Consider the following 25,470-nt stretch of genomic DNA (forward strand, 5'->3'; position numbering starts at 1 on the left):
CTCGTTGTTTAATATGTTTTAGTCACATGGAACCTTCGGAATTGTACAAATCAAGAGTTAAAAATGTTTAACTATAGATGACTAAAATCCTATAGGTTTCATTTCCTTTTTAATTGTGTTGTTTTAGTGCGGCAAAAGTACATATTAAAATGGTAAAAAAAACCTTTTTAGGAATCTTGTAACATAAAGTTATAAACCACTGCTTAAGGATATTAACAGTTTCGTTACTTTTGTGGGATGCAATGGATTAAAACGATTTTTAATTTTTATATAGATGCTAGTATTCATGTAGCATTGGCAGTATATGCCTTAATACAGGTAACTTGTATAAACTATAATATCCCTTTCGAAGAAAACCTGAGTATTGCAATACTTTTAGGAGTAATCGTATCCTATAATTTTCTGAAATATGCAGAAGGAGCAGAGAAGTACCTGATTGTAAAAAGGAAGTATACTAAAATCATACAGTTCTTTAGCTTCGCTTGTGCAGGAGGGGCAGTCTATTTTATGATGAAATTGCCATTGCGGACCTGGGTGTTGCTGGGAATCCTTACTTTTATTTCAGCCTTGTATATGATTCCAATCAGTAAAATAGGGAAGAATATAAGAAGTTTGACAGGTATTAAAGTATTTATAGTTGCTTCAGTCTGGGCATTAATTACCGTTGTATTACCCGTGCTGGATAAGCGTCTCGAGATGACAGCTGATTTAGTGGTGGAAACAGTTCAACGCTTTTTGTTTGTGGTGGCTGTTATGGTGCCCTTTGAGATAAGAGATTTGAGTAGAGATGCTCAAAACCTTAAAACGATTCCGCAATTATTAGGAGTTAGAAAGGCTAAAATGTTCGGGATATTGTTGATGCTATTGCTCTATTTGTTTGATTTTTTGAAAGATGAAATTAATATTGGAGAGCATTTGGTGTTGGCCTTTGTAACCATATTGGTAATTGTTTTTGTAGGCCTGGCAAAAGAGAATCAAGGAAAATATTATAGTGCATTCTGGGTTGAGGGTATTCCAATAGTTTGGTGGTTATTGCTATTGTTTTTTTAAAGATTCTGTCTCAATAACTTTTTTCATTACTTCTTTTTGCTCATTAGATAGCGCATTGAGTTTCGCTTTTGAACATAATGAAGTTAACTTGGTATTGTTAGAGGAGTACTTTTTACACATCCCGCAAAGAAGTAGGTGCAAATTTAATTTTAGTTTATCAAGCCAAGTGGCCTCATTGTATTGTGATTTATCGCAAATTATTACTGCTTCATCACAATTGATAAATAGTTTAGACTTTTTCTTCATCATTATATAAATTAAAACCAGTTGCTTTTTAGGCAAGAAGCCAAAGCCGTTCTCGCTCTGTGGATGATTACCCAAAGATTAGACGGTGTGATATTCAACTCATTACAAATTTCTTCGGTATCCATTCCTAAAATAGTTTTCATGGTGAAAACATCCGCTTGCTTTTTAGGGAGCTTATCAATGCACTTCTGGATAGCCAAGCCAAGTTCTTCGTTTTGAATACTATCTTCAATATTCATGCGTCTTTTATCCGCAACCCGCTCCTCAAGCCAGTCTCCCTCACTTTCATCAGAACCAATGGGGAAGTTTATTTTAACTTCAGCCTGCCCTTTAGCTGAATTACTTCTTCGATAATGGTCGATGATTTTTCGTTTGAGGATAGAAACTAACCAGGTGCGTTCTGAGGCATTTCCTCTAAAATTATCAGCCGACTTCAGGGCTGCCAGGAAGGTTTCCTGAACCAAATCCTGGGCTATTTCAGTATCGTTAACTCTTCCTATAGTATAGTTAAAGAGGTAATCGGCATACAGATCTACCCATTCCGAAGGATTTAACGTGTTTTTTGGCATTAGATAATTTTAAGTTGTTCAAATTTATATAAAAACTAGAAATTATTGTTTTGTAACTTTGCTTAAAAACAATAATGAGGTATTTATTATACGTAATTGTGCTAGGGTGCGGTTTTATATTATTTTCAAATCAAGCCAATGCACAAGTTAAAACCAAGTCAATTGAAGAGTATAAACTGAAAAAAGCAGACAAATTTCCTTTGATTGACGTAAGGACTCCTGACGAATATCGAGAGGGGCATTTACCAAATGCTGAAAATGTAAATGTGCTCGATGAGGCTTTTGTAGAAAAGATTCAGGCATACAACAAAAGGAAAAGAATATACCTCTACTGTAGATCCGGAGGAAGAAGCTTAAGGGCCAGTAAAATTTTAGATTCCTTAGGCTTTAAAAAAGTAATTAATCTGGATGGAGGATTTAATGCGTGGTCTGAAGCAGGAAAAAAGATAGAAAATTAAATAAAAAAACTCCCGTAATCGGGAGTTTTTTATGGCTTTATTTTTCAAGTAAACCTGCCCTTCTTAGCAAAGCATCCGGACTAGGTTCTTTCCCTCGGAAACGTTTGTATAATTCCATTGGGTTTTCTGTTCCTCCTCTTGAAAGAATATTGTCTTTGAATAGTTGAGCTACCTTTTTGTCAAAAATGCCCTTTTCCTGAAATAGTTCGAAAGCATCAGCATCAAGTACTTCTGCCCATTTATAACTGTAATATCCGGCAGAATATCCTCCCTGAAAAATATGAGCGAACGCCGTACTCATACAAGTTTCCGGGGTATCCGGGTATATTTTAGTAGATTCGAAGGCTTCGTTCTCATGGGCTTTTACATCTTTTATTGAGGATGGATCAATTCCGTGCCAACTCATGTCAAGCATTCCGAAACTCAATTGTCTGAGGGTCTGCAGGCCTTCCATGAAGTTAGCCGATGCTTTTATCTTCTCCACATATTCCATAGGAATTACTTCGCCGGTTTCATAATGTTTTGCAAAAATGTCTAAGGCTTCCTTCTCGTAACACCAGTTTTCTAAAACTTGACTCGGAAGCTCAACAAAGTCCCAATAAACACTAGTTCCGCTAAGGCTAGGGTAGGTGGTGTTGGCCAGCATTCCGTGTAAAGCATGCCCGAATTCATGGAATAAGGTGGTAACCTCATTGAATGTTAACAGGGATGGTTTTGTTTTTGTCGGCTTTGTGAAATTACACACAATGGAGATGTGCGGACGAGAGTTGTTTTCGTCCTTGATGTACTGATTTTTGTAAACAGTCATCCAGGCCCCGTTTCGTTTTCCCGGTCTTGGATGAAAATCTGCATAAAAGATAGAGATCAGATTCCCGTTTGAGTCATGTACTTTAAAGGTTTTAACTTCTTCGTGGTATTTGTCAATATCGTTGGTTTCCTCAAAATGAAGATCGTATAAGTTGTTGGCTACAGCAAAGACACCATTGATAACATTGTCCAGTTTAAAATATGGCTTTAGTTTTTCATCGTCAAGGTCAAATAGTTTTTGCTTTAATTTTTCAGTATAGTAAGCCCCATCCCATTTTTGTATTTCATCGATCCCATCGATCTCTTTTGCAAATTCCTGTAATTCTTTGAATTCCTTTTTAGCAGCTGGTTTAGCTTTTACAAGCAGATCCTCTAAAAATGAGGTTACCTTTTCAGGAGTTTCTGCCATGCGTTCTTCCAGAACGAAATGTGCATGCGTTTTATAGCCTAATAGCTGAGCTCGTTTAAATCGCAGGTTGGCAATGCTCTTAATAATCTCCTGATTGTCTAAGTCATCGCCGTGAAAACTTTTACTTCCGAATGCCAGACTTAAGGTTTTGCGGAGTTCCCTGTTATCAGCATAGGTCATAAACGGAATATAACTAGGGTAGTTTAGTGTGATAACCCAACCTTCTTTATCCCTTATCTGTGCTTCATGTTTCGCCGCTTCAATGGCTCCTTCGGGAAGACCGCTTAAATCGTTTTCGTCAGTGATATGAAGCTCGTATTTATTGGTTTCCGCAAGTACATTCTCTCCGAAGGTTAAACTTAGTTTAGCAAGTTCCATGTCGATTTCCCGAAGTTCTTTCTTCTTCTCTTCTGGTAAGTTCGCTCCATTACGAGAAAAGCTTTTATACTTCTTGTCCAGAAGCATTTTCTGCTCCGCATTTAGAGAAAGCGAATCTTGATGGTCATACACATGTTTTACACGATCGAACAAGACCTTGTTTAACCGAATGTCATTGCTGAACTCTGAAAGGATAGGAGAGACCTCCTGCGCAATTTTTTGAATCTCATCATTGGTTTCAGCACTGTTCAGGTTAAAGAAAATAGCAGTAACCCTATCCAATTGCTCACCAGAAAATTCCAGGGCTTCAATAGTATTTTTAAAAGAGGGTGTTTCCGGATTTGCAGTGATAGCATCTATTTCTGCTTTGGTTTTTTCAATTTCCTCTTTGATTGAAGGAAGATAATCTTCGGTTTTAATTTTTGTAAAAGGAGCCGTTTGATATGGAGTGTCAAAAGGCTTATTTAGTATAGTACTCATATAATATTCTTTCTTTGATATTATTAAAAATGTAATTAAAGAAATTAGGTGCAAACAAAAAAATCAACAAGAATGCTCGTTGATTTTTTAATATGTTTAGCTTTTAACTTCTTCTGCTCCTTTAATGACCTTCTCTTTTAATCCTTGTTTATAAACCAGTATTTTGTCGAGCACACATTTATCTGAACTTCCTATGATTTGCGCAGCAAGGATACCGGCATTTTTGGCCCCATCAAGGGCAACCGTAGCTACAGGTACACCACCCGGCATTTGAAGAATAGAAAGCACAGAATCCCACCCATCTATTGAATTTCTGCTTTTTACAGGGACACCAATTACAGGGAGTGGAGATAATGAAGCTACCATTCCAGGTAAATGAGCTGCACCACCTGCACCTGCTATAATTACTGAAATTCCTTTTTCGTGAGCTGTTTTACCAAACTCAAACATCTTTTCAGGAGTTCTGTGAGCAGATACAATATCCACTTCTACTTCAATGTCAAATCCTTTTAAAATATCTATTGCTTCTTGCATTATAGGAAGATCGCTGGTGCTCCCCATGATAACTGCTACTTTAGACATATTTTTTTATTTACTAATTACTTGAATCGTTTCTTTTACTTTTTGGGCTACTTTTCTGGCTTCAGTCATATCCTCATTTACGATGGTAACATGTCCCATTTTTCTAAATGGCCGCGTTTCTTTCTTACCATAGATATGAGGAGTAACACCATCCAGTTTCAATATTTCTTCAATATTTTCGTAAACCACGGGTCCTTGATATCCTTCTGCACCTACCAGGTTTACCATGATACCTGCTACTTTACTTTGGGTGCTACCCATCGGCAGATTTAGAATGGCTCTTAAATGCTGCTCGAACTGATTTGTATAACTTGCTTCAATGCTGTAGTGTCCGCTATTATGTGGACGAGGCGCTACTTCATTCACTAAAATGGTGTCATTTTCAGTTTGGAACATTTCAACGGCTAATAAGCCAACGTGATTGAAGGATTCAGAAACTTTAAGTGCTATTCTTTGAGCTTCCTCTGCTACTGACTCCTCGATACGGGCAGGGCATATAACATACTCCACCTGATTGGCTTCAGGATGAAATTCCATTTCCACTACCGGGTAGACGGCGATTTGGCCGTCAGGATTTCTTGCAACTATAACAGCCAGTTCATTTTTAAATGGCACCATTTCCTCTGCAATGCATTCTACATTTGGAAGCGCATCGAGATCTGAATAGCTTTTTACCACCTTAACTCCCTGTCCGTCGTATCCAAAACGAGCGCTTTTCCATACAAATGGAAAATCGAGGGTTTTGTTTCGCACAGCAGCTTGTATTTCTGAAGTGTAGGCAAATCTTGTAAAATCGGCTGTAGGTATTTCTTTGTCTTTATAAAACAGTTTTTGAGTAGCTTTGTTCTGGATGGTTCGAAGGGTTTTAGGAGATGGGAATACTTTTTTCCCTTCATCCTCTAATTTTTCTAGAGCATCTACATTTACATTTTCTATTTCTATGGTAAGAACATCTGCTTTTTTGCCGAATTCATAAACGGTATCAAAATCCATAAGATCACCCTGGTAAAATTCATTGCATGCAATTTTACTGGGCGCTTCATTGCTGGGGTCAAGGATCAGGGTGTAAATATCATATTTACGAGTTTCATAAAGTAACATCTTACCTAGTTGACCACCGCCAAGGATACCAAGCTTAAAATCGGAAGAAAAATAATTCATAAAGCTAACTCTACTTTGTTGTGTTTAATGTTTATAATGGCACAAAAATACGGTTAATTATTAAAACCCCGGTTTAAAAATCGCAATTCAAAAATCAATATGTTATCTTTGCAACTTTATAATTTTAAGCAGGTTTGATAAAACTTCACGACAAATACTTTGTTCCTTATGTTACAGCTACTGAATTAGATGAGGTTGTAAGTGAGCTGGCAAGGAATCTTAAGAGAGATATGGAAGGCGAAGTTCCGGTATTCTTATCGGTGCTTAATGGGTCTTTTATGTTTACTTCTGACTTCGTTAAAAAGTATGATGGAGATTGTGAAGTAAGTTTTATCAAGTTAGCCTCGTATTGTGGAACTGAATCAACAGGAACCGTAAAAGAACTGGTAGGTGTTAACCAGTCACTGAAAGGACGATCAGTAGTCGTGCTTGAAGATATTATTGATTCAGGTAATACCCTGGAGGTTATCTATGATTTGCTGAAGAAAGAAAAGGTAAAGGATTTAAAAATTGTTACCTTGTTTTTTAAACCCGTAGCGTTTACGAAAAAATTAAAAATAGATTATATTGGAAAAGAAATTCCTAATAGATTCATTGTAGGATACGGATTGGATTACGATGAACTGGGAAGGAATTTACCAGAAGTATATCAATTAAAAAGGAAGAAAATGATCAACTTAGTGCTGTTTGGAAAACCTGGAGCAGGTAAAGGAACACAAGCCAATTTTTTAAAAGAGAAGTATAGTTTAAAACATATTTCAACTGGAGATGTGTTTAGATTTAATATCAAAAATGAAACTGAATTAGGGAAATTGGCTAAAACTTATATCGATAATGGAGAGTTAGTTCCTGATGAGGTTACCATTAACATGCTTAAAGCTGAGGTGGAAAAAAACCTTGATGCTGCTGGTTTTATTTTTGACGGTTTTCCAAGAACTACCGCTCAGGCCAAGGCATTAGATGAGTTGATGCAATACGAAGGGATGCAGGTAGATGCTACCATTGCTTTAGAGGCTGATGATGAAGTTTTAATTCAAAGGTTACTTGAGCGAGGTAAAGTAAGTGGAAGAAGTGATGATCAGGATGAGGAAAAGATCAGAAATCGCTTTACTGAATACAATGAGAAAACAGCGCCGCTTACAGAATACTATAAGAAGCAAAATAAGTTTCATAGTATAAATGGAGTTGGAACTATAGAAGATATCACCGAGCGATTAAGCAAAGTGATTGATTCATTGGTTGCTGTTAACACCATGAAAGATAAATAAGCGATCTGCTTAGAGATTTATAATTTCCTCAGAATAGATAAGGGATGACTGAAGGTAATTTTACCGATTATGTAAAAGTTTTTGCCTCTTCAGGCAAAGGAGGTAGAGGTTCTGCCCATTTGAGACGTGAAAAATACGTGGCATTTGGTGGGCCAGATGGTGGTGATGGAGGTAGAGGAGGGCATGTGATCATGCGTGCAAATCCTAACCTTTGGACCTTGATCCATTTTAAATATAAGAAGCATTTTAGAGCCGGCCATGGTGGAGATGGAGGAAAAAGCAGAAGCACAGGTGCCGATGGTGAAGATGTGGTAATGGAGGTGCCTTTAGGTACCGTTGTTCGGAATTCTCAAACCAAAGAAGTACTTTTTGAAATTACGGAAGATAACCAAGAGCAGGTTTTACTTCAAGGAGGAAAGGGCGGATTAGGAAACTGGCATTTTAAAAGTTCTACCAATCAAACTCCTCGTTATGCTCAACCGGGTATTGAAGGCCTGGAAGGTGAGTTTATTCTGGAATTAAAGTTATTGGCGGATGTCGGACTTGTAGGTTTTCCAAATGCTGGGAAGTCTACGTTATTATCTGTTTTAACCGCAGCAAAGCCTAAAATTGCGGATTATCCGTTTACAACTTTAAAACCCAATTTGGGGATTGTGGAGTATCGTGATTACAGGTCGTTTGTAATGGCTGATATTCCAGGTATTATAGAAGGAGCTGCAGAAGGAAAAGGTCTGGGACACTATTTTTTAAGACATATTGAAAGGAATTCGATTCTATTATTCTTAGTTCCGGCAGATGCTGATGATGTGGCTAAAGAATACGATATTCTTTTAAACGAATTGAAAAGGTATAACCCGGAATTGCTCGATAAAGAACGCTTGGTAGCTATATCTAAAAGCGATATGCTTGACGATGAATTAAAGACAGAACTGAAAGCTGAATTAGATGGTCAGTTGAAAGATGTTCCTTATATGTTTATTTCATCAGTCGCTCAAACAGGAATACAAGAACTCAAAGACAGATTATGGGATTTATTAAATCCTGTTGAAGTATAAATCAGGAAAAATGTCTCAGCTTACTGAGACATTTTTTTTATTGGATTTTTAATCTTATTCCTTTCGTATGACCACTAAACTCTGGAGCATACATACTTTGGAGTGTACTAATACCATTAGAAAAGTCACCGGAATTATTTACTCGAAGATTGTATTCAAAAATATAGGTTCCTTTAGGTAAATTATCAAAAAAGAAATGAGTGGCTGTGTCTTTTGTACTTTGGAAATATCCTAAGCCGTCTTGCCATTTATATTCCGATAATACATCGATTGGTTCTAGACTAGCAGCTCTCATGTCTTTTAAATGGATATATTCCATGTCAAATTCAGAAGTGATTTCAATTCTAACAGTAATTAAATCGCCAACATTTAAATTTGTAGAATTGTTAATATGAACTAATTGTTTTCCAGAGTCTGTATTGGTGTTTAAGTAGAGTTCTTTTTTTATAGATAAAGGAGTTCCTTCTGTAGTTTTAATTTTATCCAAATCTTCAAAATATTCCCAATACACACCACCATAGCCAGTCATGTCACTTTTGTTTGCTATAGTAACTTCAGCCATATCAGAAGTTATTTCATCGACTTTCCAATTCAGTTTAAAATATCCTGAACCGGCTTCTTTCTTAACCATGTCCATTTTTTTGGTTTTAATCTTTTCAGACCCGACAGTTATAATTGTATTATCTGAGACGGATAACCAGTCTGAACCTTGCATCAATAATGCGTAAGTAGCTTCAGTTGTTGCTTTGGTAGAATCCCAGCTGTTGGTTCTTTTGTTTTTAAGTAACCAAAGTTTAAGTTCGTCAACAATTTTACTATCTGATTTTATTTCTGAAAAAGCTTCAATGAGTAAGGCCTGTGTTTCTATAGGAGATTGATACCAATACCAACTTGCTTTGTTTTCCTTCCAATACATTCCATTTTCGTCTGATTGAACAGCACTTTCTTGTAAAGAAGTCATAATGTTGTCGGCTACTTGATTAAATTTCATTCTATGCATGTATAATGCAATCATTCCTTTGGTGTAAAGGTTTTGCGATTTCCAGTCTTTTTTACTTTTTTCAATATAGAAGTCAACAATCTTTTTTGTCTCGTAGTTGAAAGGATGTTCGGTTAAATAAAAGCTTCTTAGATACAGGTAGTGAGCTATACCGCTATATAAATGAATTTTACTTTCTTCTTTATTATATTTTTTTAACTTCTTAAAGTTATTCACTAGATCTTTATCCAGGTATTTTATTGCTTTCTCAACCAATGCATTTATTCTGTATTGATATTCAGGTTCTACGTGGAGTTGCTTTAAATGACCAAAACCTGCAACAATGTGCCTGGTGATATAATTGTTGGCTTTTCCACCGGAAAACCATGGGAATGCACCGGATTTAAGCTGAAGATCGTCTAATCTGTTTAAAGTGAAAAGTTCTTGTTCTGCTAATTTAGCTATGTCAAAAAGTTCTCCAAGTCTCTTTTTTTGCTCCGATTCAGATTGAACATCTTTAAGCCAGGGTGTTTCAGCTATTAAGATTGATTTTAATTCTTCGTTTGTTTCCAAAGGTGAATTCACCGTTTTACTTTTTTTCCAACTGTCAAATACTCCATTAATTTTTGGATTACTATTTAAAATATGAGATGCAATACTGTTGGCGTAAAATTTGGAAAAAGTTTGCTCGGCACAATCATATGGGTATTGGATTAAATACGGTAAAGATTTAATGGCGTACCAAGCCGGGTTAGAGGTGTATTCCAAAGAGTATAAATGATTTTGAAGCGTAGAAGATTGATTCTCTTTTAAACCCTCCATTACCACTGTCTGTTTAGATTTTGGTTTTACCCATATTGGTTTAGATTCTGTAACTAGGGCTCTATTAGTAAGTACCGGTAAAATGTTTTCTTCTCCGTCGGAGAAGTTGCCCGATTTAGCAATGATTTTATACTGAAGAGCCTGAATACCTTCAGGAATTGCTAATTTCCAAGATACATTGGTACTTCCTTTAGATGTGGTGTTAAATGTTTTGTTTGGAGATGTGTTTTCAAAAGCTACATCTACGGGTTTTGAGTTAACTGCATCAAATAATTGAAGAACAGAGATACCACTGAGTGTTTGGTTGGTAAGATTGGTGATTTTAGCGGAAAGGGTAATGGTGTCACCTTCTCTTAAGAATCTTGGAGGGTTTGGGATTACCATTAAATCTTTTTGTGTAATAGCTGTTTTTTCTAATGTTCCAACAGCTAGTTCTTTATTATGTGCCAGAAGCATTAATTTCCATTTGGTAAGGGCTTGTGGCGAATTAAAATTAAAACTTACCACCCCATTTTTATCTGTTGTTAAATGAGGTAAGAAAAAAGCAGTTTCTTTTAAATTGTCTCTAGGCTCAACGGCTAGTGATGCTTCAAGTCCTTTTTTGGTAGTAATAACAATAACTCCGTTTACACCTTTTGATCCATATAGAGCGGTAGCGTCTCTGCCTTTAATAACTGTTATATCGACAATATCACTTGGATTCATGGTTAGGTCAATTTCATTCTGAAGAACTCCGTCAATAACATATAATAGTTTATTACCATTTTGTATAGATGAATTACCTCTGATTCTGAAAGTGTTTTCAGAACCATTTAGCTGTTGAACTTCGACACCTGCTACTTGACCTTGTAATTTATCTTGTACAACTTGATAAGACATAACAGAGCCCGTTAAATTCATCTCTCTTTGAATACCCAAAGCGGTAATAACTACTTCCTCCAAATTTTGTGCATCTTCCGTCATTGAAACATTTACGTTGTTGCCTGTTACAATTGCTTCTGTAGAAACCATACCAACAAAAGAAAATACCAGTACATCGTTTTTTTCTGTTTCAATAGTAAAATAACCATCAAAATCTGTTGTTGTTCCTTTAGAGGTGCCTTTAATTAATACGTTAACACCAGGTAGTGGGTCACCATTAGAATCGGTGACTACTCCTTTAATAGCGCCTCCTTTTACCTTTGCACCAACTGAATTTTTTTCTGAATTTCTTAAAGTTTTTTCTTTGGCAAGATTACTCAGATACCTTCTATTGAGATAAACAGATCCATTAAAATCAAAACCAAACCAATTTAAACTTCTGTAGGTTTTATAAGGAGCTATTCTGTGGTTGTAACTATTGTTTAAAAATGTTCTGAAAGACTCGTTAGAGAAATAATTACCTTGACTAATACCCGGAATGTAGTAATAATTATTCTCATTAAAGTTAATATTGGTGTTCCAATTATGTTTTTTAAATTCATCTAAAGAGGCATCGTACATTGAAGCTAATAATTCAGCATCATAGTTTTTGTCAGTTCCGGTAATTTTAAAACTCCATGTTTCTGGTCTATCTGGTGTTAATCTATTTCTAAAGGTTAGTACTTCTATGTTTAAAAGGTTTTCAGATGTTGGCCAAAAAATATTGAATGCGTTACTAAGGAAACGATTATCCTTAACTACGTAGTATTTGATGTTGATATTATCATTTATGTGGTGGTTAATCGGTATGTTAATAATGTTGTTTCCTTTGTTTAGAATTACGGTTTTCTCATAGATGGCTTCTTCTTTGTGAAAAGTACTTAAGTTAAGATATGTAGAGTCTAAAGCAGCTCTGAATAAAAGTTGCACATATCCGTCTTTTGCATAATCATGGTTTACGATCTCATAATTAATTAGGTCGCTGGCAAATGGTAGTTTTCCTTCTTTATCTTTTAGAGTAAACCTTTTTTCAAGCGTAATCGAATCACCCTGCTTATTTACTGCTGTAGAGGTAACTACGTAATATCCGAAATTCCAGTCAGGTAAATTATTTAAGTTTATTTCTGAAGTTCCTTCAGTGTTTAAAGGAGCTTCAAAAACCATTTTGCCTTTCTTCCAGTTTTCTTTTAACTCAGTACTATCATAAGATATATATGGGAATTTTGAAATGAATTCTTCTTTGGTTAAAGTTTGAATGTCAGGAAGTTCCCAAGTCCTGGTTTTTAAGAATCTTTCCGGATGCTGTAACTTAAATATTTTTAAGGTCCCTTTGGAAGGTATAACTTCACCATTTAGATTCTTACTTTCTACTTTAATAGACTCTTTAGATGTAACCTTCATATTTTCATTAAAAGATAAATCTAAAGTTATGTTATGATATCCCAACCTCATTTGAGTTTGAGTATTTCGTGTTTCACCATTAATATCTATAACATCAACATTAATAACGTATTTAAAAATGGGTTTTTCAGATATAGTAAATGTACTGTCTGGAGTAGCTATAAAATCTACATTAAAATTTCCACTATTGTTTGTAGTTGTCGAACCATTTTTAATCACCTGGTTTTGATAATTATAGTTCCTGTGAAGCCAATTGTATTCGGTCTCTCTTTTTACAGTATAGTTTACCTGAGCATTATTTATACTGCTTCCCAAAAAGGCTTCAGCTTTTCCTTTAAGTTGAATGCTATCACCTAACTTGAAGCTTTCCGTGATTGGGTGCATAATTACTTCAAATCTTGGACGTTTATATTCTTCTACAGAAAAGCTTTGTTCGATATAATCAAAATAATCTACATCTTCCCAGAAAGGATCATCATCGCCATCAGGATTAATGTCTTCATCCATCTCTATTGTAAATTCGCCTGTTAAAATAGGGGAGGGGAGCTTAAATTCTCCACTCACTGAACCATATTCATTTGTTTTTAACCTAAATTCTTTTATTTCGTTATAATTGGTGTCGTATGCAGTTACCGTTACATAAACATTGGGTACAATCGAGGAAATACCATTCTTTTTTTGAGTTAGAATACCTTTAAAATAAACTGTTTGTCCGGGCCTGTAGATGCTTCTGTCAAGATATAAATATGGTTTTACGGTCCATTCCTCATCTATATCGTCATCACTACGATTATTATATAAACGATATAATGAGAAGTTGTCTACGAGTGTGTCTTTTGATGAAAATATATAGGATTTAAGGTTTAAATTTTCTTTTAAAGCCTTTTTAAGCTTGAATTCTCCATTAGAATCTGTTAAACCGATTTTGTATATCGTTGAGTCTTTTTTTACCAAAAACTTAATGTTTGGTATAGGTTCTCCGCTTGACCTGTTGATTACTTTAGCTAATAAATTATCATTGTTGTTTCTAGTTAAAAGAGCCATGTTGGTAATAGAAATAGAACCATATCCTAACACATCTTTAAATTCGTCTAATATATCTTCTGTGCTAGCAACCACTATATAATTTCCGATATCGAGTTGAGGTAAATCTAATTCAGTAGTATACTCGTAATAGTCATTTTTATTTGGTAGATGATACCTCGTTATTTTTACAGGCTTAGAATTTTTAATGACTTTTGTAACTATAGAATCCATCCCTAAGTAACTACGATAATATAAACTCTGGTCATACAGAATATCATTAATCCCTACTTTAAAAATTGAAATATTGATTTGTTTTAGGTTTTTAAATGCTACCTGAGATAAAATTGACTGATTTGGAAGATTGTTTTTTTCTAGTTTAAAATTGAAAACAGGATTTTCTATTTTCGATTTTAAAAAACTACAGTAATATGCACCTTCTGATTTTGGGAAATCTTGAATAACCTTTTTACATATCTTCAATGCATCTATACGATTACTATTATTCTTAGAACTGTTATAGTTTGTAGTAGTGTTATAAAGGTTGTTTGCTATCTGATAATTGATAATACCGGCTGCTTCATGATTACCAAATTCTTCTGCTAACATTTTAAGTCTATTGTTATATAGAAGTTTTTTGTTTTCAATCACACTATTTTGTTGTACAAAATTTAAGCGTTCTAATAGTACATCTACATAAGCAAGTGTATCTGATTGTTTTAAATGAAAGTTTTCCAGTTTTTGATATAAGATTAATGTATTTCTATTAGAAAATATGCTATCTGAAGTATCGAATGTTTCTTTTGCAAATTCTTTTGTTGCGCCTAACGCTACAGGGTTATTTATTATAAAACTTAATTTAGGGCGATTGAGATAATACTTTTCAGAACTATAAAAGTCAATGGCTCTGTGTGAAAGAAAATCAAATAAAGTTGGACGATATTTTTGAGACATATCGCTTTTAGTTAGGATGAGTTCAAATTCTGTCAGTGAAAGCTGTTTTAACTTTTCTTCTTCGGCTAACGATTTTCTATAATGTTTTTCAATTTCAGAAGTCAAAGTTTGGAGATCCCAGGTTTTGTAATCATCTGAATTGTTTGTTGAATCGGTTTGAGTCCGTCTCCCGATTTTATATCGATTTTTAGCAGCATATTGATCTAACATTTCTGCATACATAGACTCAAGAATTGCAGTAGTCGGAAATTTTGAATTTTGGATGAGTTGAGAAATATCGCGAATAATCTCATCTTGTGAATCTTCTTTTAGATGGTTTATAAATTTAGAATGATAAAAGAAGCATTTAATTATTTCTGTAGTCTCTCCTTTTCTTGTAGCCTTTTTATAGATTTTGTCAACAATTCCTAGGGCACTTTTGGGTCTTTCCTGTAATTCGTAATTTTCTACTTTGTTCCAATGTTTTTCATATTTTTGGGCGGATGCGAATTGTTGTATTAGGATAATAATAAGCAGGAGTATAACTTTTTTCATTCGAGTGTTTTTAAAGAAGGTGGACTATTCTTTGTACGATATAGTTACTTTTCAGTTAAGTTAATTCTTTAAATTGATTACTGCAAAAAATATTTTCCCTTCAGGAAAAGGACATCCATATTACATGTAGTATATTTACGCTCGCAAAAAAATGATATGCACATACACTTTATAGCAATTGGAGGAAGCGCCATGCATAATCTTGCTTTGGCTTTACTTGAAAAAGGTTATACCATAACCGGTAGTGACGATGTTATTTTTGAACCTTCGAAGTCTCGATTGGAAGCAAAAGGACTGTGTCCGGAAACTTTTGGTTGGTATCCTGAAAAAATAACCTCCGATTTAGATGCTGTAATTTTAGGTATGCATGCAAAGGAAGATAATCCTGAGTTGTTAAAAGCTCAGGAATTAGGAGTTAAAATATACTCTTATCCGGAATTTTTATACGAACAATCAAAAGAGAAAACAAGGGTAGTTATAGGAGGTAGCCATGGGAAAACGACCATAACCTCTATGATTCTTCATGTATTAAATTACCACGATATTGAAGTAGATTACATGGTGGGGGCACAATTAGAAGGATTTGATAATATGGTGCACCTTACGCATGATAATGAATTTATAGTTCTCGAGGGAGATGAATACTTATCTTCACCTATAGACAGAAGACCTAAATTTCATCTATATAAACCCAATATTGCATTGTTAAGTGGTATCGCATGGGATCATATAAATGTTTTTCCTACCTATGAAGGTTATGTCGAACAGTTCAAAATATTTGTAGACAGTATTGTAAGTGGAGGTAGTATTAACTACAATGAAGAAGATGAGGAAGTGAAAAGGGTAGTAGAAGCTTCGGAAAATCAAATCCGAAAAATACCTTACGGAACCCCTGAATATTTTGTAGAAGGGGAGGAAACTTATCTGGAAACGCCTGAAGGTCCAATGCCATTAGAAATATTTGGGGAACATAACCTCAATAACTTGATGGGTGCAAAGTGGATTTGCCAGCATATGGGAGTAGATGAAGATGACTTTTATGAAGCGATAGTTACTTTTAAAGGTGCTGCTAAGCGATTGGAAAAAATAGCAGAATCTGCTACTTCAGTAGCTTATAAAGACTTTGCTCACTCTCCGAGTAAAGTGGCCGCAACCACCAAGGCTGTAAAAGAACAATATCCAAATAGAAAATTAATTGCCTGTGCTGAATTTCATACTTATAGCAGTTTGAATTCGGATTTCCTGAATGAATATAAAGGAGCTTTGGATGCAGCAGATGAAGCTGTAGTTTTTTATTCTCCGGATGCGGTTAAAATAAAGGGATTAACTGAAATTTCTGAAGCGCAAATTTCAGATGCGCTACAAAGAGATGATTTAAAAATATTCACTAACCCGGATGATTTTAAATCGTATTTGTTTTCCTTAGAATTAGATAATACTACGTTGCTTTTAATGAGTAGTGGGAATTATGGCGGACTTAATTTCGACGAGGTCAAAGATCTGATAAAAAGCTGATAATTTAGTCAGACCAAATGCTTGTATCTTCAAATGGATCCCCAGCTAAAATTATGGCCAGGGCAAATGCAGATACTGGGATAGCTATGGTTAACACAGTAGATAGCGATTTGTTTTTTCTGCGAATCTCGTAAATATCTTTCTCCGGCAGGTGTATTTTTATGAAGTGGTCATAATAGGGGGTGTTTACCAGTTGAGATAAACGCTTGGCTTCTCGTGAATTTTTCTTCGTAATACCGAATAAACTATCTTTTTCGATGACGAGTCTCTTAAATCGAAATCGTTCAAGGTTATCGTTTAGCACCAATACTTTGTCTCCTGAGGTTACCGCTTCATCGATACTTGAACTTTGCGATCTGTAAATGCTGCAGCTTTGAAGTAACATTATCGAACTTATAACGAGACAGAAAGATTTGATATGCATTCCGATAACTTTCATCATTAAAACAATTAAAGAGAAAGCATAATTAGGTAGGTCAGGATTGATTGAAAGTCTTAATAATCCATTAATTTACAAAATATTAAGGTCTTAACCTTTAAAATTCTCTAAAATGGATTTTATAAACGATGAGCTATCATTTTTTATATTTTCAATAAGGGCTTCCGTGGCTTTGTTTTGTTCCAGTGTTGATTTGTTTTGTGAAAGTTTAAATTTTCCTTCCCAGCTTGTTATTTCAATTTCAAAACCAACGATATAGTCAAGTAAACTACTCATTTTCTCATGGTCTTCGGGTAATACGTAGTTCGAACTGAACGCTTCCAATTGCTCCGTCATCTTTATTAAAGATGCCTTCAGAGCATGTTTATCCTCAATCAGTTTTAGTTTCCCTTCCACATGAACTTTTATATAATTCCAGGTAGGTAATTGATCATTTTCAAAAAGCGAAGGAGAAATGTAGGAATCCGGCCCATGGAATATAGCCGTTACCTTAGCATTATTTTTAAGGGTGCTCAATTGGGGATTGTAGATATCAATGTGACCTATTAGTTTTCCAAAAGGAAGATTTGGTGTTTTGTAATGTATTAGTGGGATATGTGAGGTAAATACGTTATGGTCTTGTACCGTGATTAAAGTTGCCAGGGGCTTTTGGACAATGACTTTTAAAATATTATTAAAATTCGTTTCTTGAAATTCTTTCGGTGGATATTTCATATGTGCCCTAATGATTAAACACCAAATTGTCTTAGATGGTGGTCTAGATGTTTGTATTGCATTTTACCCCATTGTTCGGAAGTAAATTTTCCAAAGATAGGGTGAATTGGCCATTCGTGCTCAGCTCCTTTTTTATGAAAATCTTCGATGAGATTTTCAAGTGCGTTTTTCTCTTTATCTAAATTCCGTTCATTTTTTACAAGGAACTCTTTGGCTGTTGGAATACCATGACCCCATTTTTTATCGTCGTATAATTTATACCTGAAAATTCTGGCAACACTTCTAACGACGACGTTAGGTCTTTTCAAAGTTAACTCACTTAATGCAAGTCTCAGAGGTCCCTGGCAATGAGCAAGCATTTGACCGGCATTCATTTTGCCCCATTTAGGGGATGAAGTTTGGTCTATTAAGTTTAATCTGTTTTTTATTTCTATCAAAGAAACGGGATCAAAAAGAGATTTCATGTTGTAGTTGCTTTACCACTGAAAAATACAACTTTATTTTTAGTTTACTATATTTATTAAATGAAAGAAAATTCAACATATTTTTCAATAAAAAACTGGAGTGAAGATGACAGGCCACGAGAAAAATTATTATATAAGGGTCGTTCTTCGTTATCAGATGCAGAGCTCATAGCAATTTTAATTGGTAGTGGGAGTAGAGATGAAAGCGCGGTAAGTTTGTCTAAGAGAATATTAGCATCTACCGAAAATAACCTAAATGAACTAGGAAAACTATCTCTTAAAAAGCTTATGGATTTCAAGGGTATAGGAGCTGCCAAAGCAATAACCATAGCTGCGGCCCTCGAACTTGGAAGACGTCGGCGTACCGGAGAATCTTTAGAAAAGAAAAGAATAACCAATAGTCGAACTGTTTTTGAACTCATGCAACCAATTATCGGGGAATTGCCTCACGAAGAATTTTGGATTCTTTATCTCAATAATTCGAATAAGGTTGTTTATAAACTTCAACTGAGTAAAGGAGGGATAACGGGAACCCTGGTAGATGTGCGACTTGTCCTCAAACATGCGCTTGAAATAGGAGCCACATGTATTATTTTAGTGCATAATCATCCATCAGGAACTCTAAGGCCAAGCGAAGCTGACAAACAAATTACCATGAAGTTAAAAGTTGCAGCAAATTGTTTAGATATAAAAGTTTTAGATCATCTTATTGTCACTGAAAAAATGTATTTTAGTTTTGCTGACGAAGGAATGTTATAGATGATACTTGTATACACAGAAAAAAATACGCCGAGATTAAATTATATCTTAAAACACATTTTTACTAAAATGCTGTTGGTAGACGTTCGGACTACCAATGACCCTGAAGAATTTATTGCTTTTATAGGTCCTAAAATAAATTATAGTAAGGGTCAGTTGAATGGCGAGTTTTTTATTCGAGCTCACGATCTTTTATTTGAGCAGGGAATATCAGATGTTGAGGTAGTTGTTCAGGAATGGGATGATGTACCATGCTTTTTTTCTACTTCGGAGCGGAGTCATGTTCCGTTTGATGTTTTTGCTGCGAGCTTTTACCTTTTAAGCAGGTATGAAGAATACCTTCCTCATGTTAAAGATCAGCATGGAAGGTATCCTGCGGAAGAAAGCTTAGCTTATAAACATAAATTCTTAGAATTACCGGTTGTTGATATTTGGGTTGATAAACTTAAATTATTTTTAGAAGCCCATTATCCATCTTTTCAATTTAAAGAAAGAATATACCAGGCCTTCCCTATAGTAGATGTTCCCGTTTTATATAATTACAGGAAAAAAGGAATTATCAGAACCATTGCATCAACCTTGTTAGATTTGGCATATTTTAACCTTAAGGATGTTTTTGAACGTTTTCAGGTTTTATTAGGGGTAAAGAAAGATCCATTTGATAATTTTGATGCTTTGATACAGCTTCATAAGAAAAATAATATTCATGCAATATATTTTTTTCTGATGGGAGACTATTCAACCTATGATAAAAATATCTCAATTAATAATCCTAGTTTCAGAAGGTTGGTGAAATCTGTGGCAGACTACAGTATTGTTTCTTTGATGGCTTCATATGAGGCTTTTGATAATGTTGAAATGTTGAAAATGGAGCGTAAAAGACTGATCAACTTTATTAACCGACCAGTGAAAAGAGTTCGGTGGAGATTTAACCGACTCAATATACCGGAAAGCTACAGGATGATGACCAACGCCGAATTCAATGAGGATTATACGATGGGATATTCTGGGTATCCTGGTTTTAGAGCAGGGACCTGTTCCCCGTTTAATTTTTATGACATAAGTTTTGAGGAGCAACTTCCCGTAAAAGTACTGCCATTTTGTGCTTCACATGTATTGATGCAAAATGCAGCTAATTTTCAACATGTTAAACGGAAGTTGTTAGCTTTAGAGGATTCCGTTCGGAGTGTAAATGGAACCTTTACAGTCGTTTTTTCAAATGAAGTATTGAACCCTCAAACAAGGAATGAACTGTGGAAACTTTATGCAGAAATGTTTTCAAATAAAAATTAAGACGAATGAAAGATCAGGTTACGGATATATTTTTTGATCTTGATCACACCTTGTGGGATTTTGAAAAGAACTCAGCATTAACCTTTAATAAAATCTTATCTGAGTATGGAGTAGCTGTGTCACTTGATGATTTTTTAGCCAGTTACCGGCCCATCAATATGAAGTATTGGAAATTGTACAGGGAAGAGAGAATTATAAAAGAAAATCTTAGATATGGTCGGTTGAAAGAGACCTTTGATGAGCTGGATTATAAAATCGATGATGATTTAATTTATATACTATCAGATAAGTACATTCAGCATCTTCCAGGTTTTAATCATTTATTTAAGGAAGCAATACCTATCCTGGATTACTTAAAACCATCGTATAATTTGCATATAATAACTAATGGATTTGCTGAAGTACAAATAGGGAAATTACATAATTCTAAGATCTCTGATTATTTTATACATGTTATCAATTCAGAAAGTGTAGGGGTTAAAAAACCGAATCCTAAAATTTTTGAACATGCCTTGGAAATGGCTAAGGTTTTGGCCAGTCAGGCTGTGATGATCGGGGATAATTACGAGGCTGATGTTTTAGGGGCAAAAAGTGTAGGGATGCATACGATTCATTTCAACGTGCATAATGATGCAGTTAACGACCAAGATGTTAAAATAGCCAATTTGTTGGAAATTAAGCATTATCTTTAAGATATAAGCCTAATCACTACGTATTATAAATATGATAAAGACTGTACTTAAAATACTAATTTTATGTATGTTTCTATCATCTGTAGGTTCTTGTGTCAAGGACGTGGATTTCGATCAAATTAATGACATTCAGCTTACACCTGTCTTTGAAGGTAGTCTTGTTTTCTTCGATTTGGAAGCAAATAAATTTGTTGAGGAAGGAAGTGAGGTGAGTTCCATAACAGATTTTACCCGTTTGGATGCGTTATCGAGTTCATTTTCTGTGAATAACCTGGTCAGGGCAGATTTACATTTTGAATTTGTGAATACAATTGGCCGAAGTTTTACGCTTACCATAAATTTACTGGATGGGGAACAGCAGGTGCTACGTACTTTGCAATATGATATACCGGCTTCCTCGGGTTCTCAGGTTGAAATTGATGATACAGTAGTCTTTACCGGTGCCAACCTTCAACAAATAACCAATTTGTTAATTATGGAAGTAGAGGTGATGCTAAATAATGGACTTCCTCAATTAGCAGAGACTTCGGAAGGAATGTTAGCAATGAACTCATCAGCAACTTTATATTTGGAGATAGCTGATGAAGAGTAGACTTATGTACATAGTTTTCCTTTCGGCTATTTTGGGTCATACCCAAAACAAACAATTACTTTATGATTTTACCAGGATACCTCAGGTGTTAATGCAGAACCCTGGCGCAGACACTAATTACCAATGGCATGTGGGTTTACCTTTTTTATCTGGAGTGTATTTTAATGCTGGCTCCAGTGGTTTTTCTGTGTATGATGTTTTTGCTGATGATGGTGTTGACATTAATGATAAAATCAGAAATGTTATAAATAAGGCTGATAGTAATGATATTATGACCATAAATGAACAGGTAGAGTTTCTTTATGGAGGGTTTAAAGGGAATTACGGATGGCATGAAGATAATTACTATTCTTTTGGGTGGTATCAGGAACTGAGCCATTTTAATTATTGGCCTAATGACCTTGCTATTTTGGCTTATGATGGGAATCGGAATTATATCGGTGAATCTTTTAATTTAAGTCACGCTTCTGTTAAGGCTGAGTTGGTAAGTGTATTTCATTTTGGGATACAGCGTGAGATGTCTGATCGTTTTACATTAGGAGGGCGTCTTAAGGTTTATTCAGGTATTGCTGATGTTTCGTCAACCAATAATAAAGGACGTTTTTTTACCGAGTTTGGCCAGCGAAATGAATATATACATTCCATTATAGCGGATCTCGAATTACAAACCTCCGGGTACAAGATCATTGATGCCCTTGAAGACGGAGATAATATAGCAGACAACCTTTATCAACGATTTAAAGAACGTGCTTTTTTTGGGGGTAATTTAGGTCTGGGGGTAGACCTGGGTTTTTCCTATCGTTTAGATGATCAATGGAAGTTAACTGCCAGTATCCTCGATTTAGGTTTTATACATCATTCGAAAGATGTTAAAAATTATACGTACAACGGAAGGTATGATTTTGAAGGGCTTGAGTTGTTGTTTCCAGGAGTGGTAGATGACAACAATGATGTATACGATTATTGGCAAAACCTGGTGGATGATCTCAGAGATCTTTATGATACAACTTCAACACGTTATACTACTTTAAGGCCAGTTAAGTTCAATAGCAGTATTTCCTATTCTTTCGGAAGACCTGGCGGTAAAATATGTGATTGCAGGGCTACCTACAGGGATTATGTAAACAAGGTGGGAATGCATTTATTTATGATTCACAGGCCAAGATATCCGCAAACGGCACTCACGGCCTATTACCAAAGACGTTTAACAGACTTCCTTGATGTTAAGGCGACTTATACAATTGATAAATTTTCGTATACGAACCTTGGAATTGGCATTTCTTCTCGTATTGGTAAATTTAATTTCTATATTTTAGCAGATAATCTACTGGAATATGAAAATCTGGCTGAGGCGCACAATGCTTCGGTGCAATTGGGATTAAATTACATAGTTCCAGGTAGGAATTAAAATGAGTGTAAAATAAAAGTAGTTTTATGAAAAAGTTTTTGATTGTATTTTTAATCAGTGCTTATGGGTTTGCTCAGAGTTCGGTAAATGATTATAAATATGTGATCGTTCCTAAAAAATATGAATTCTTAAAGGAAGAGAATAAATACAGATTGAACACCCTTACCAAGTTTATGCTTGAGGAAGGTAACTTTAATGCGGTGTATAGTGACGAAATGCCTGCAGATCTTAGATTAGACCCGTGCAAGGGTTTAAAGGTGGATGTGATTAATAACTCAGGATTGTTTACCACCAAATTGAATGTTGTTTTTAAAGATTGTGGAGACAGAGTAATATTTACTTCAGAAGAAGGAAAAAGTAAGATTAAGGAGTATCAAGGAGCTTATCACGAGGCTTTAAAAAGAGCTTTTGTTTCTGTTAAAGCTCTTAATTATAAGTATCAGCCTAAAGAAGAAAGTGTAACCGTAGCTGCTGTCCCGGCGACGCCTGTCACCCCTGCTGCTAAGGTAGAGAAACCTGTTGTAACGGAAAAGGAAGCTGTAACTCCGGCAGTGGTTAATACGGAGGCCAGGGTAAGTAAGAGTGCTTTAGGTACGTTATATGCGCAGCCAATAGAGAATGGATATCAATTGGTAGATATGTCTCCAAAGGTAGTTATGTATTTAAAAGCTACTTCCCAACAACATATGTACATTGCTCAAAAAGGTTCATTAAGTGGAACTGTATATAAGGATGGCAGCAATTGGTATTTTGAGTTTTATGAAGATGGAAAGTTAAAAAAGGAATTGCTCGATATTAAGTTTTAGTCTATTTAGTACAATTCATTTATATGTTAAAACACCGATGTATAATCGGTGTTTTTTTATGGCTTATACTTGGCTTATGTAGATAATAGAATAAGGATTACATAGGGATAATATGGGGATAATATGGGGATAACATGGGGATAACTATGTAATAAGTAGTCTTATGCCTTGCTTTTTGTAGGTAAATTGCTTAAGGTATTTGTTTAGGTAAAGACTTCAATAGCTACTTTAACTGATACCATGGTTCAGCCGGCATAGAATTATTAAGTTGTTATGGTTTACCATTGATTATATTTAGATTTTGTGTATTTCTTTTTTGAATAGAGTCGTCAATCATACACCTGTAACCTTTGGTTGTCGGGCTTGAGTTCTTTATACGGGTAGTTCCGGGATAGACGATTGTTTGTCTTTTCTGAGAAGAGTGCTTATTAATAGTTGTATTTGTCTTTCCAGCGATTTTTAAGAAACTCTCTTAATGCACTCTCTCGTTGATTATTTCCAGGTTCAAAAAACTTAGTGTTTTTAATTTCATCCGGTAAAAACTCCTGATCCACAAAATTGTTTGCGTAGTTATGGGAGTATTGATAGTCTTTCCCATAACCTATGTCTTTCATTAGTTTGGTAGGAGCATTTCTTAAATGTAAAGGAACAGAAAGGTCTCCGGTCTGTCTTACTTTTTGAATTGCCTCGTTAATGGCCATATACGAAGCATTACTCTTTGGAGATGTGGCTAAATATACAGCGCATTGACTTAAAATGATACGAGCTTCTGGATAGCCGATGGTAGTTACTGCCTGAAAGGTATTGTTCGCCATAATCAGTGCCGTAGGGTTGGCGTTACCAATATCTTCTGATGCTGCAATAAGCATTCTTCTTGCAATAAATTTTACATCTTCACCACCTTCAATCATTCTCGCAAGCCAGTATACAGCCCCGTTTGGGTCACTTCCACGTATTGATTTTATAAAAGCAGAAACGATGTCATAATGCTGTTCGCCGGTTTTGTCGTAAAGGACGGTGTTTTTCTGGACTCTCTGTTGAACGATATCATTGGTGATGACGATATGATCTGAGCCATCAGCATTGATGATTAGTTCAAAGATATTTAATAGTTTTCTCCCGTCACCACCCGAAAGTCTTAGTAGGGCTTCCGTTTCTTTAAGCTCAACATTTTTTTTAGCTAATAGTGTGTCTTTTATTAAAGCACGATGTAATAAGTTTTCCAGGTCTGTTTTGTTGAAAGGATTTAGAATATATACCTGGCATCTTGAGAGTAGGGCGGGGATGACCTCGAAACTTGGATTTTCTGTGGTGGCACCAATTAATGTAACCCATCCTTTTTCAACAGCTGCAAGGAGCGAGTCTTGTTGTGCTTTGCTAAACCTATGAATTTCATCAATAAAGAGAATAGGGTTTTTAGTTGTGAAGAGACCACCGCTCTGCTTGGCCTTTTCTATAACTTCACGTACGTCTTTAACACCACTGCTTATAGCGCTGAGGGTATAAAAGGGTCTTCCACTTTCATTAGCGATAATGTTGGCTAAGGTCGTCTTTCCGGTACCTGGTGGGCCCCAGAGTATTAAAGATGGGATGATGCCATTTTTAATTTGTTGTGTTAACGATCCTGTTGGGCCAATAAGATGCTTCTGACTGATATAGTCATCCAGCGTTTTTGGACGAATACGTTCTGCTAATGGTTCATTCATGCTTTA

21 protein-coding genes are annotated in these 25,470 nt (G+C 35.3%); 11 read left to right on the forward strand and 10 right to left on the reverse strand.

Annotation, left to right across the window (positions count from 1 at the left end; all coding sequences use genetic code 11):
* The first annotated feature begins 237 nt into the window (after positions 1–237).
* Positions 238–1,050 (forward strand): UbiA prenyltransferase family protein, encoded by an 813-nt coding sequence (locus tag BM361_RS11005; RefSeq protein ID WP_074978854.1) that lies wholly within the window; start codon positions 238–240, stop codon positions 1,048–1,050.
* On the opposite strand, the gene BM361_RS11010 is transcribed toward BM361_RS11005, so the two are convergent.
* Positions 1,036–1,299, reverse strand: coding sequence for a hypothetical protein (locus tag BM361_RS11010; protein ID WP_083425931.1), 264 nt, complete (start codon positions 1,297–1,299; stop codon positions 1,036–1,038). The genes BM361_RS11005 and BM361_RS11010 overlap by 15 nt on opposite strands.
* An 8-nt stretch (positions 1,300–1,307) precedes the next feature.
* A complete protein-coding gene (locus BM361_RS11015) occupies positions 1,308–1,865 on the reverse strand; it encodes a sigma-70 family RNA polymerase sigma factor (protein WP_038260705.1) in 558 nt (185 codons plus the stop codon).
* A gap of 74 nt (positions 1,866–1,939) precedes the next feature.
* Here BM361_RS11015 and BM361_RS11020 point away from each other — a divergent pair, with 74 nt between their 5' ends.
* Positions 1,940–2,323 (forward strand): rhodanese-like domain-containing protein, encoded by a 384-nt coding sequence (locus tag BM361_RS11020; protein ID WP_074978855.1) that lies wholly within the window; start codon positions 1,940–1,942, stop codon positions 2,321–2,323.
* Between the two features lie 37 nt (positions 2,324–2,360).
* Here the strand turns inward: BM361_RS11020 and BM361_RS11025 are convergent, their stop codons facing one another.
* The 3 genes from BM361_RS11025 to BM361_RS11035 all read right to left on the reverse strand — a co-directional run bounded on the left by BM361_RS11025 (position 2,361) and on the right by BM361_RS11035 (position 6,140).
* Entirely contained in the window at positions 2,361–4,397 is a 2,037-nt protein-coding gene (locus BM361_RS11025; RefSeq protein ID WP_074978856.1) for a M3 family metallopeptidase, read from the reverse strand.
* A gap of 96 nt (positions 4,398–4,493) precedes the next feature.
* Positions 4,494–4,979, reverse strand: coding sequence for a 5-(carboxyamino)imidazole ribonucleotide mutase (gene purE, locus BM361_RS11030; RefSeq protein WP_074978857.1), 486 nt, complete (start codon positions 4,977–4,979; stop codon positions 4,494–4,496).
* 6 nt (positions 4,980–4,985) lie between these two features.
* Complete coding sequence (locus tag BM361_RS11035) at positions 4,986–6,140, reverse strand: 5-(carboxyamino)imidazole ribonucleotide synthase (protein ID WP_074978858.1); 1,155 nt, start codon at positions 6,138–6,140, stop codon at positions 4,986–4,988.
* Between the two features lie 134 nt (positions 6,141–6,274).
* On the opposite strand from BM361_RS11035, the gene BM361_RS11040 reads away from it, so the two are divergent.
* Positions 6,275–7,408 (forward strand): adenylate kinase, encoded by a 1,134-nt coding sequence (locus BM361_RS11040; protein ID WP_074978859.1) that lies wholly within the window; start codon positions 6,275–6,277, stop codon positions 7,406–7,408.
* A 44-nt stretch (positions 7,409–7,452) separates the two neighbouring features.
* Complete coding sequence (obgE, locus tag BM361_RS11045) at positions 7,453–8,463, forward strand: GTPase ObgE (protein WP_038260722.1); 1,011 nt, start codon at positions 7,453–7,455, stop codon at positions 8,461–8,463.
* Between the two features lie 37 nt (positions 8,464–8,500).
* Here the strand turns inward: obgE and BM361_RS11050 are convergent, their stop codons facing one another.
* A complete protein-coding gene (locus tag BM361_RS11050) occupies positions 8,501–15,076 on the reverse strand; it encodes an alpha-2-macroglobulin family protein (RefSeq protein ID WP_074978860.1) in 6,576 nt (2,191 codons plus the stop codon).
* Positions 15,077–15,232: 156 nt separating this feature from the next.
* On the opposite strand from BM361_RS11050, the gene BM361_RS11055 reads away from it, so the two are divergent.
* A complete protein-coding gene (locus tag BM361_RS11055) occupies positions 15,233–16,591 on the forward strand; it encodes a UDP-N-acetylmuramate--L-alanine ligase (protein ID WP_074978861.1) in 1,359 nt (452 codons plus the stop codon).
* 4 nt (positions 16,592–16,595) lie between these two features.
* Here BM361_RS11055 and BM361_RS11060 read toward each other — a convergent pair whose 3' ends face one another.
* The 3 genes from BM361_RS11060 to BM361_RS11070 form a co-directional block, all read right to left on the reverse strand.
* Complete coding sequence (locus tag BM361_RS11060) at positions 16,596–17,033, reverse strand: hypothetical protein (RefSeq protein WP_217643773.1); 438 nt, start codon at positions 17,031–17,033, stop codon at positions 16,596–16,598.
* Between the two features lie 87 nt (positions 17,034–17,120).
* Complete coding sequence (locus BM361_RS11065) at positions 17,121–17,744, reverse strand: FMN-binding negative transcriptional regulator (RefSeq protein ID WP_074978863.1); 624 nt, start codon at positions 17,742–17,744, stop codon at positions 17,121–17,123.
* Positions 17,745–17,758: 14 nt separating this feature from the next.
* Positions 17,759–18,208 (reverse strand): DUF1569 domain-containing protein, encoded by a 450-nt coding sequence (locus tag BM361_RS11070; protein WP_074978864.1) that lies wholly within the window; start codon positions 18,206–18,208, stop codon positions 17,759–17,761.
* 60 nt (positions 18,209–18,268) lie between these two features.
* Here BM361_RS11070 and radC point away from each other — a divergent pair, with 60 nt between their 5' ends.
* The 6 genes from radC to BM361_RS11100 all read left to right on the forward strand — a co-directional run bounded on the left by radC (position 18,269) and on the right by BM361_RS11100 (position 23,758).
* The gene (radC, locus tag BM361_RS11075; protein WP_074978866.1) at positions 18,269–18,967 is read left to right on the forward strand and encodes a RadC family protein; all 699 of its coding nucleotides are present in this window, start codon (positions 18,269–18,271) and stop codon (positions 18,965–18,967) included.
* A 69-nt stretch (positions 18,968–19,036) separates the two neighbouring features.
* Complete coding sequence (locus BM361_RS11080) at positions 19,037–20,260, forward strand: polysaccharide deacetylase family protein (RefSeq protein ID WP_254785809.1); 1,224 nt, start codon at positions 19,037–19,039, stop codon at positions 20,258–20,260.
* 5 nt (positions 20,261–20,265) lie between these two features.
* Positions 20,266–20,952 (forward strand): YjjG family noncanonical pyrimidine nucleotidase, encoded by a 687-nt coding sequence (locus BM361_RS11085; RefSeq protein WP_074978869.1) that lies wholly within the window; start codon positions 20,266–20,268, stop codon positions 20,950–20,952.
* Positions 20,953–21,019: 67 nt separating this feature from the next.
* Positions 21,020–21,544 carry a hypothetical protein gene (locus BM361_RS11090; RefSeq protein ID WP_051413337.1) on the forward strand — a complete coding sequence of 175 codons (525 nt, stop codon included), beginning with the start codon at positions 21,020–21,022 and terminating at the stop codon, positions 21,542–21,544.
* Positions 21,545–21,548: 4 nt separating this feature from the next.
* Positions 21,549–22,952 carry a DUF5723 family protein gene (locus tag BM361_RS11095; RefSeq protein WP_254785811.1) on the forward strand — a complete coding sequence of 468 codons (1,404 nt, stop codon included), beginning with the start codon at positions 21,549–21,551 and terminating at the stop codon, positions 22,950–22,952.
* A 26-nt stretch (positions 22,953–22,978) separates the two neighbouring features.
* Entirely contained in the window at positions 22,979–23,758 is a 780-nt protein-coding gene (locus BM361_RS11100) for a hypothetical protein (protein WP_074978872.1), read from the forward strand.
* 428 nt (positions 23,759–24,186) lie between these two features.
* Here BM361_RS11100 and BM361_RS11105 read toward each other — a convergent pair whose 3' ends face one another.
* Entirely contained in the window at positions 24,187–25,464 is a 1,278-nt protein-coding gene (locus tag BM361_RS11105; RefSeq protein ID WP_074978873.1) for a replication-associated recombination protein A, read from the reverse strand.
* Positions 25,465–25,470: the final 6 nt, after the last annotated feature.

Source organism: Zhouia amylolytica, from assembly GCF_900116365.1.
Taxonomy (GTDB): domain Bacteria; phylum Bacteroidota; class Bacteroidia; order Flavobacteriales; family Flavobacteriaceae; genus Zhouia; species Zhouia amylolytica.

Coding starts and splice junctions, on each gene's coding strand:
- BM361_RS11105 (WP_074978873.1), bottom strand. CDS start 25,464: ATGAATGAACCATTAGCAGAACGTATTCGTCCAAAAACGCTGGATGAC.
- BM361_RS11025 (WP_074978856.1), bottom strand. CDS start 4,397: ATGAGTACTATACTAAATAAGCCTTTTGACACTCCATATCAAACGGCT.
- BM361_RS11090 (WP_051413337.1), top strand. CDS start 21,020: ATGTTTCTATCATCTGTAGGTTCTTGTGTCAAGGACGTGGATTTCGAT.
- BM361_RS11100 (WP_074978872.1), top strand. CDS start 22,979: ATGAAAAAGTTTTTGATTGTATTTTTAATCAGTGCTTATGGGTTTGCT.
- BM361_RS11035 (WP_074978858.1), bottom strand. CDS start 6,140: ATGAATTATTTTTCTTCCGATTTTAAGCTTGGTATCCTTGGCGGTGGT.
- BM361_RS11095 (WP_254785811.1), top strand. CDS start 21,549: ATGTACATAGTTTTCCTTTCGGCTATTTTGGGTCATACCCAAAACAAA.
- BM361_RS11065 (WP_074978863.1), bottom strand. CDS start 17,744: ATGAAATATCCACCGAAAGAATTTCAAGAAACGAATTTTAATAATATT.
- BM361_RS11060 (WP_217643773.1), bottom strand. CDS start 17,033: ATGATGAAAGTTATCGGAATGCATATCAAATCTTTCTGTCTCGTTATA.
- BM361_RS11010 (WP_083425931.1), bottom strand. CDS start 1,299: ATGATGAAGAAAAAGTCTAAACTATTTATCAATTGTGATGAAGCAGTA.
- BM361_RS11055 (WP_074978861.1), top strand. CDS start 15,233: ATGCACATACACTTTATAGCAATTGGAGGAAGCGCCATGCATAATCTT.
- BM361_RS11015 (WP_038260705.1), bottom strand. CDS start 1,865: ATGCCAAAAAACACGTTAAATCCTTCGGAATGGGTAGATCTGTATGCC.
- BM361_RS11005 (WP_074978854.1), top strand. CDS start 238: ATGCAATGGATTAAAACGATTTTTAATTTTTATATAGATGCTAGTATT.
- BM361_RS11080 (WP_254785809.1), top strand. CDS start 19,037: ATGCTGTTGGTAGACGTTCGGACTACCAATGACCCTGAAGAATTTATT.
- BM361_RS11085 (WP_074978869.1), top strand. CDS start 20,266: ATGAAAGATCAGGTTACGGATATATTTTTTGATCTTGATCACACCTTG.
- purE (WP_074978857.1), bottom strand. CDS start 4,979: ATGTCTAAAGTAGCAGTTATCATGGGGAGCACCAGCGATCTTCCTATA.
- BM361_RS11020 (WP_074978855.1), top strand. CDS start 1,940: ATGAGGTATTTATTATACGTAATTGTGCTAGGGTGCGGTTTTATATTA.
- obgE (WP_038260722.1), top strand. CDS start 7,453: ATGACTGAAGGTAATTTTACCGATTATGTAAAAGTTTTTGCCTCTTCA.
- radC (WP_074978866.1), top strand. CDS start 18,269: ATGAAAGAAAATTCAACATATTTTTCAATAAAAAACTGGAGTGAAGAT.
- BM361_RS11070 (WP_074978864.1), bottom strand. CDS start 18,208: ATGAAATCTCTTTTTGATCCCGTTTCTTTGATAGAAATAAAAAACAGA.
- BM361_RS11050 (WP_074978860.1), bottom strand. CDS start 15,076: ATGAAAAAAGTTATACTCCTGCTTATTATTATCCTAATACAACAATTC.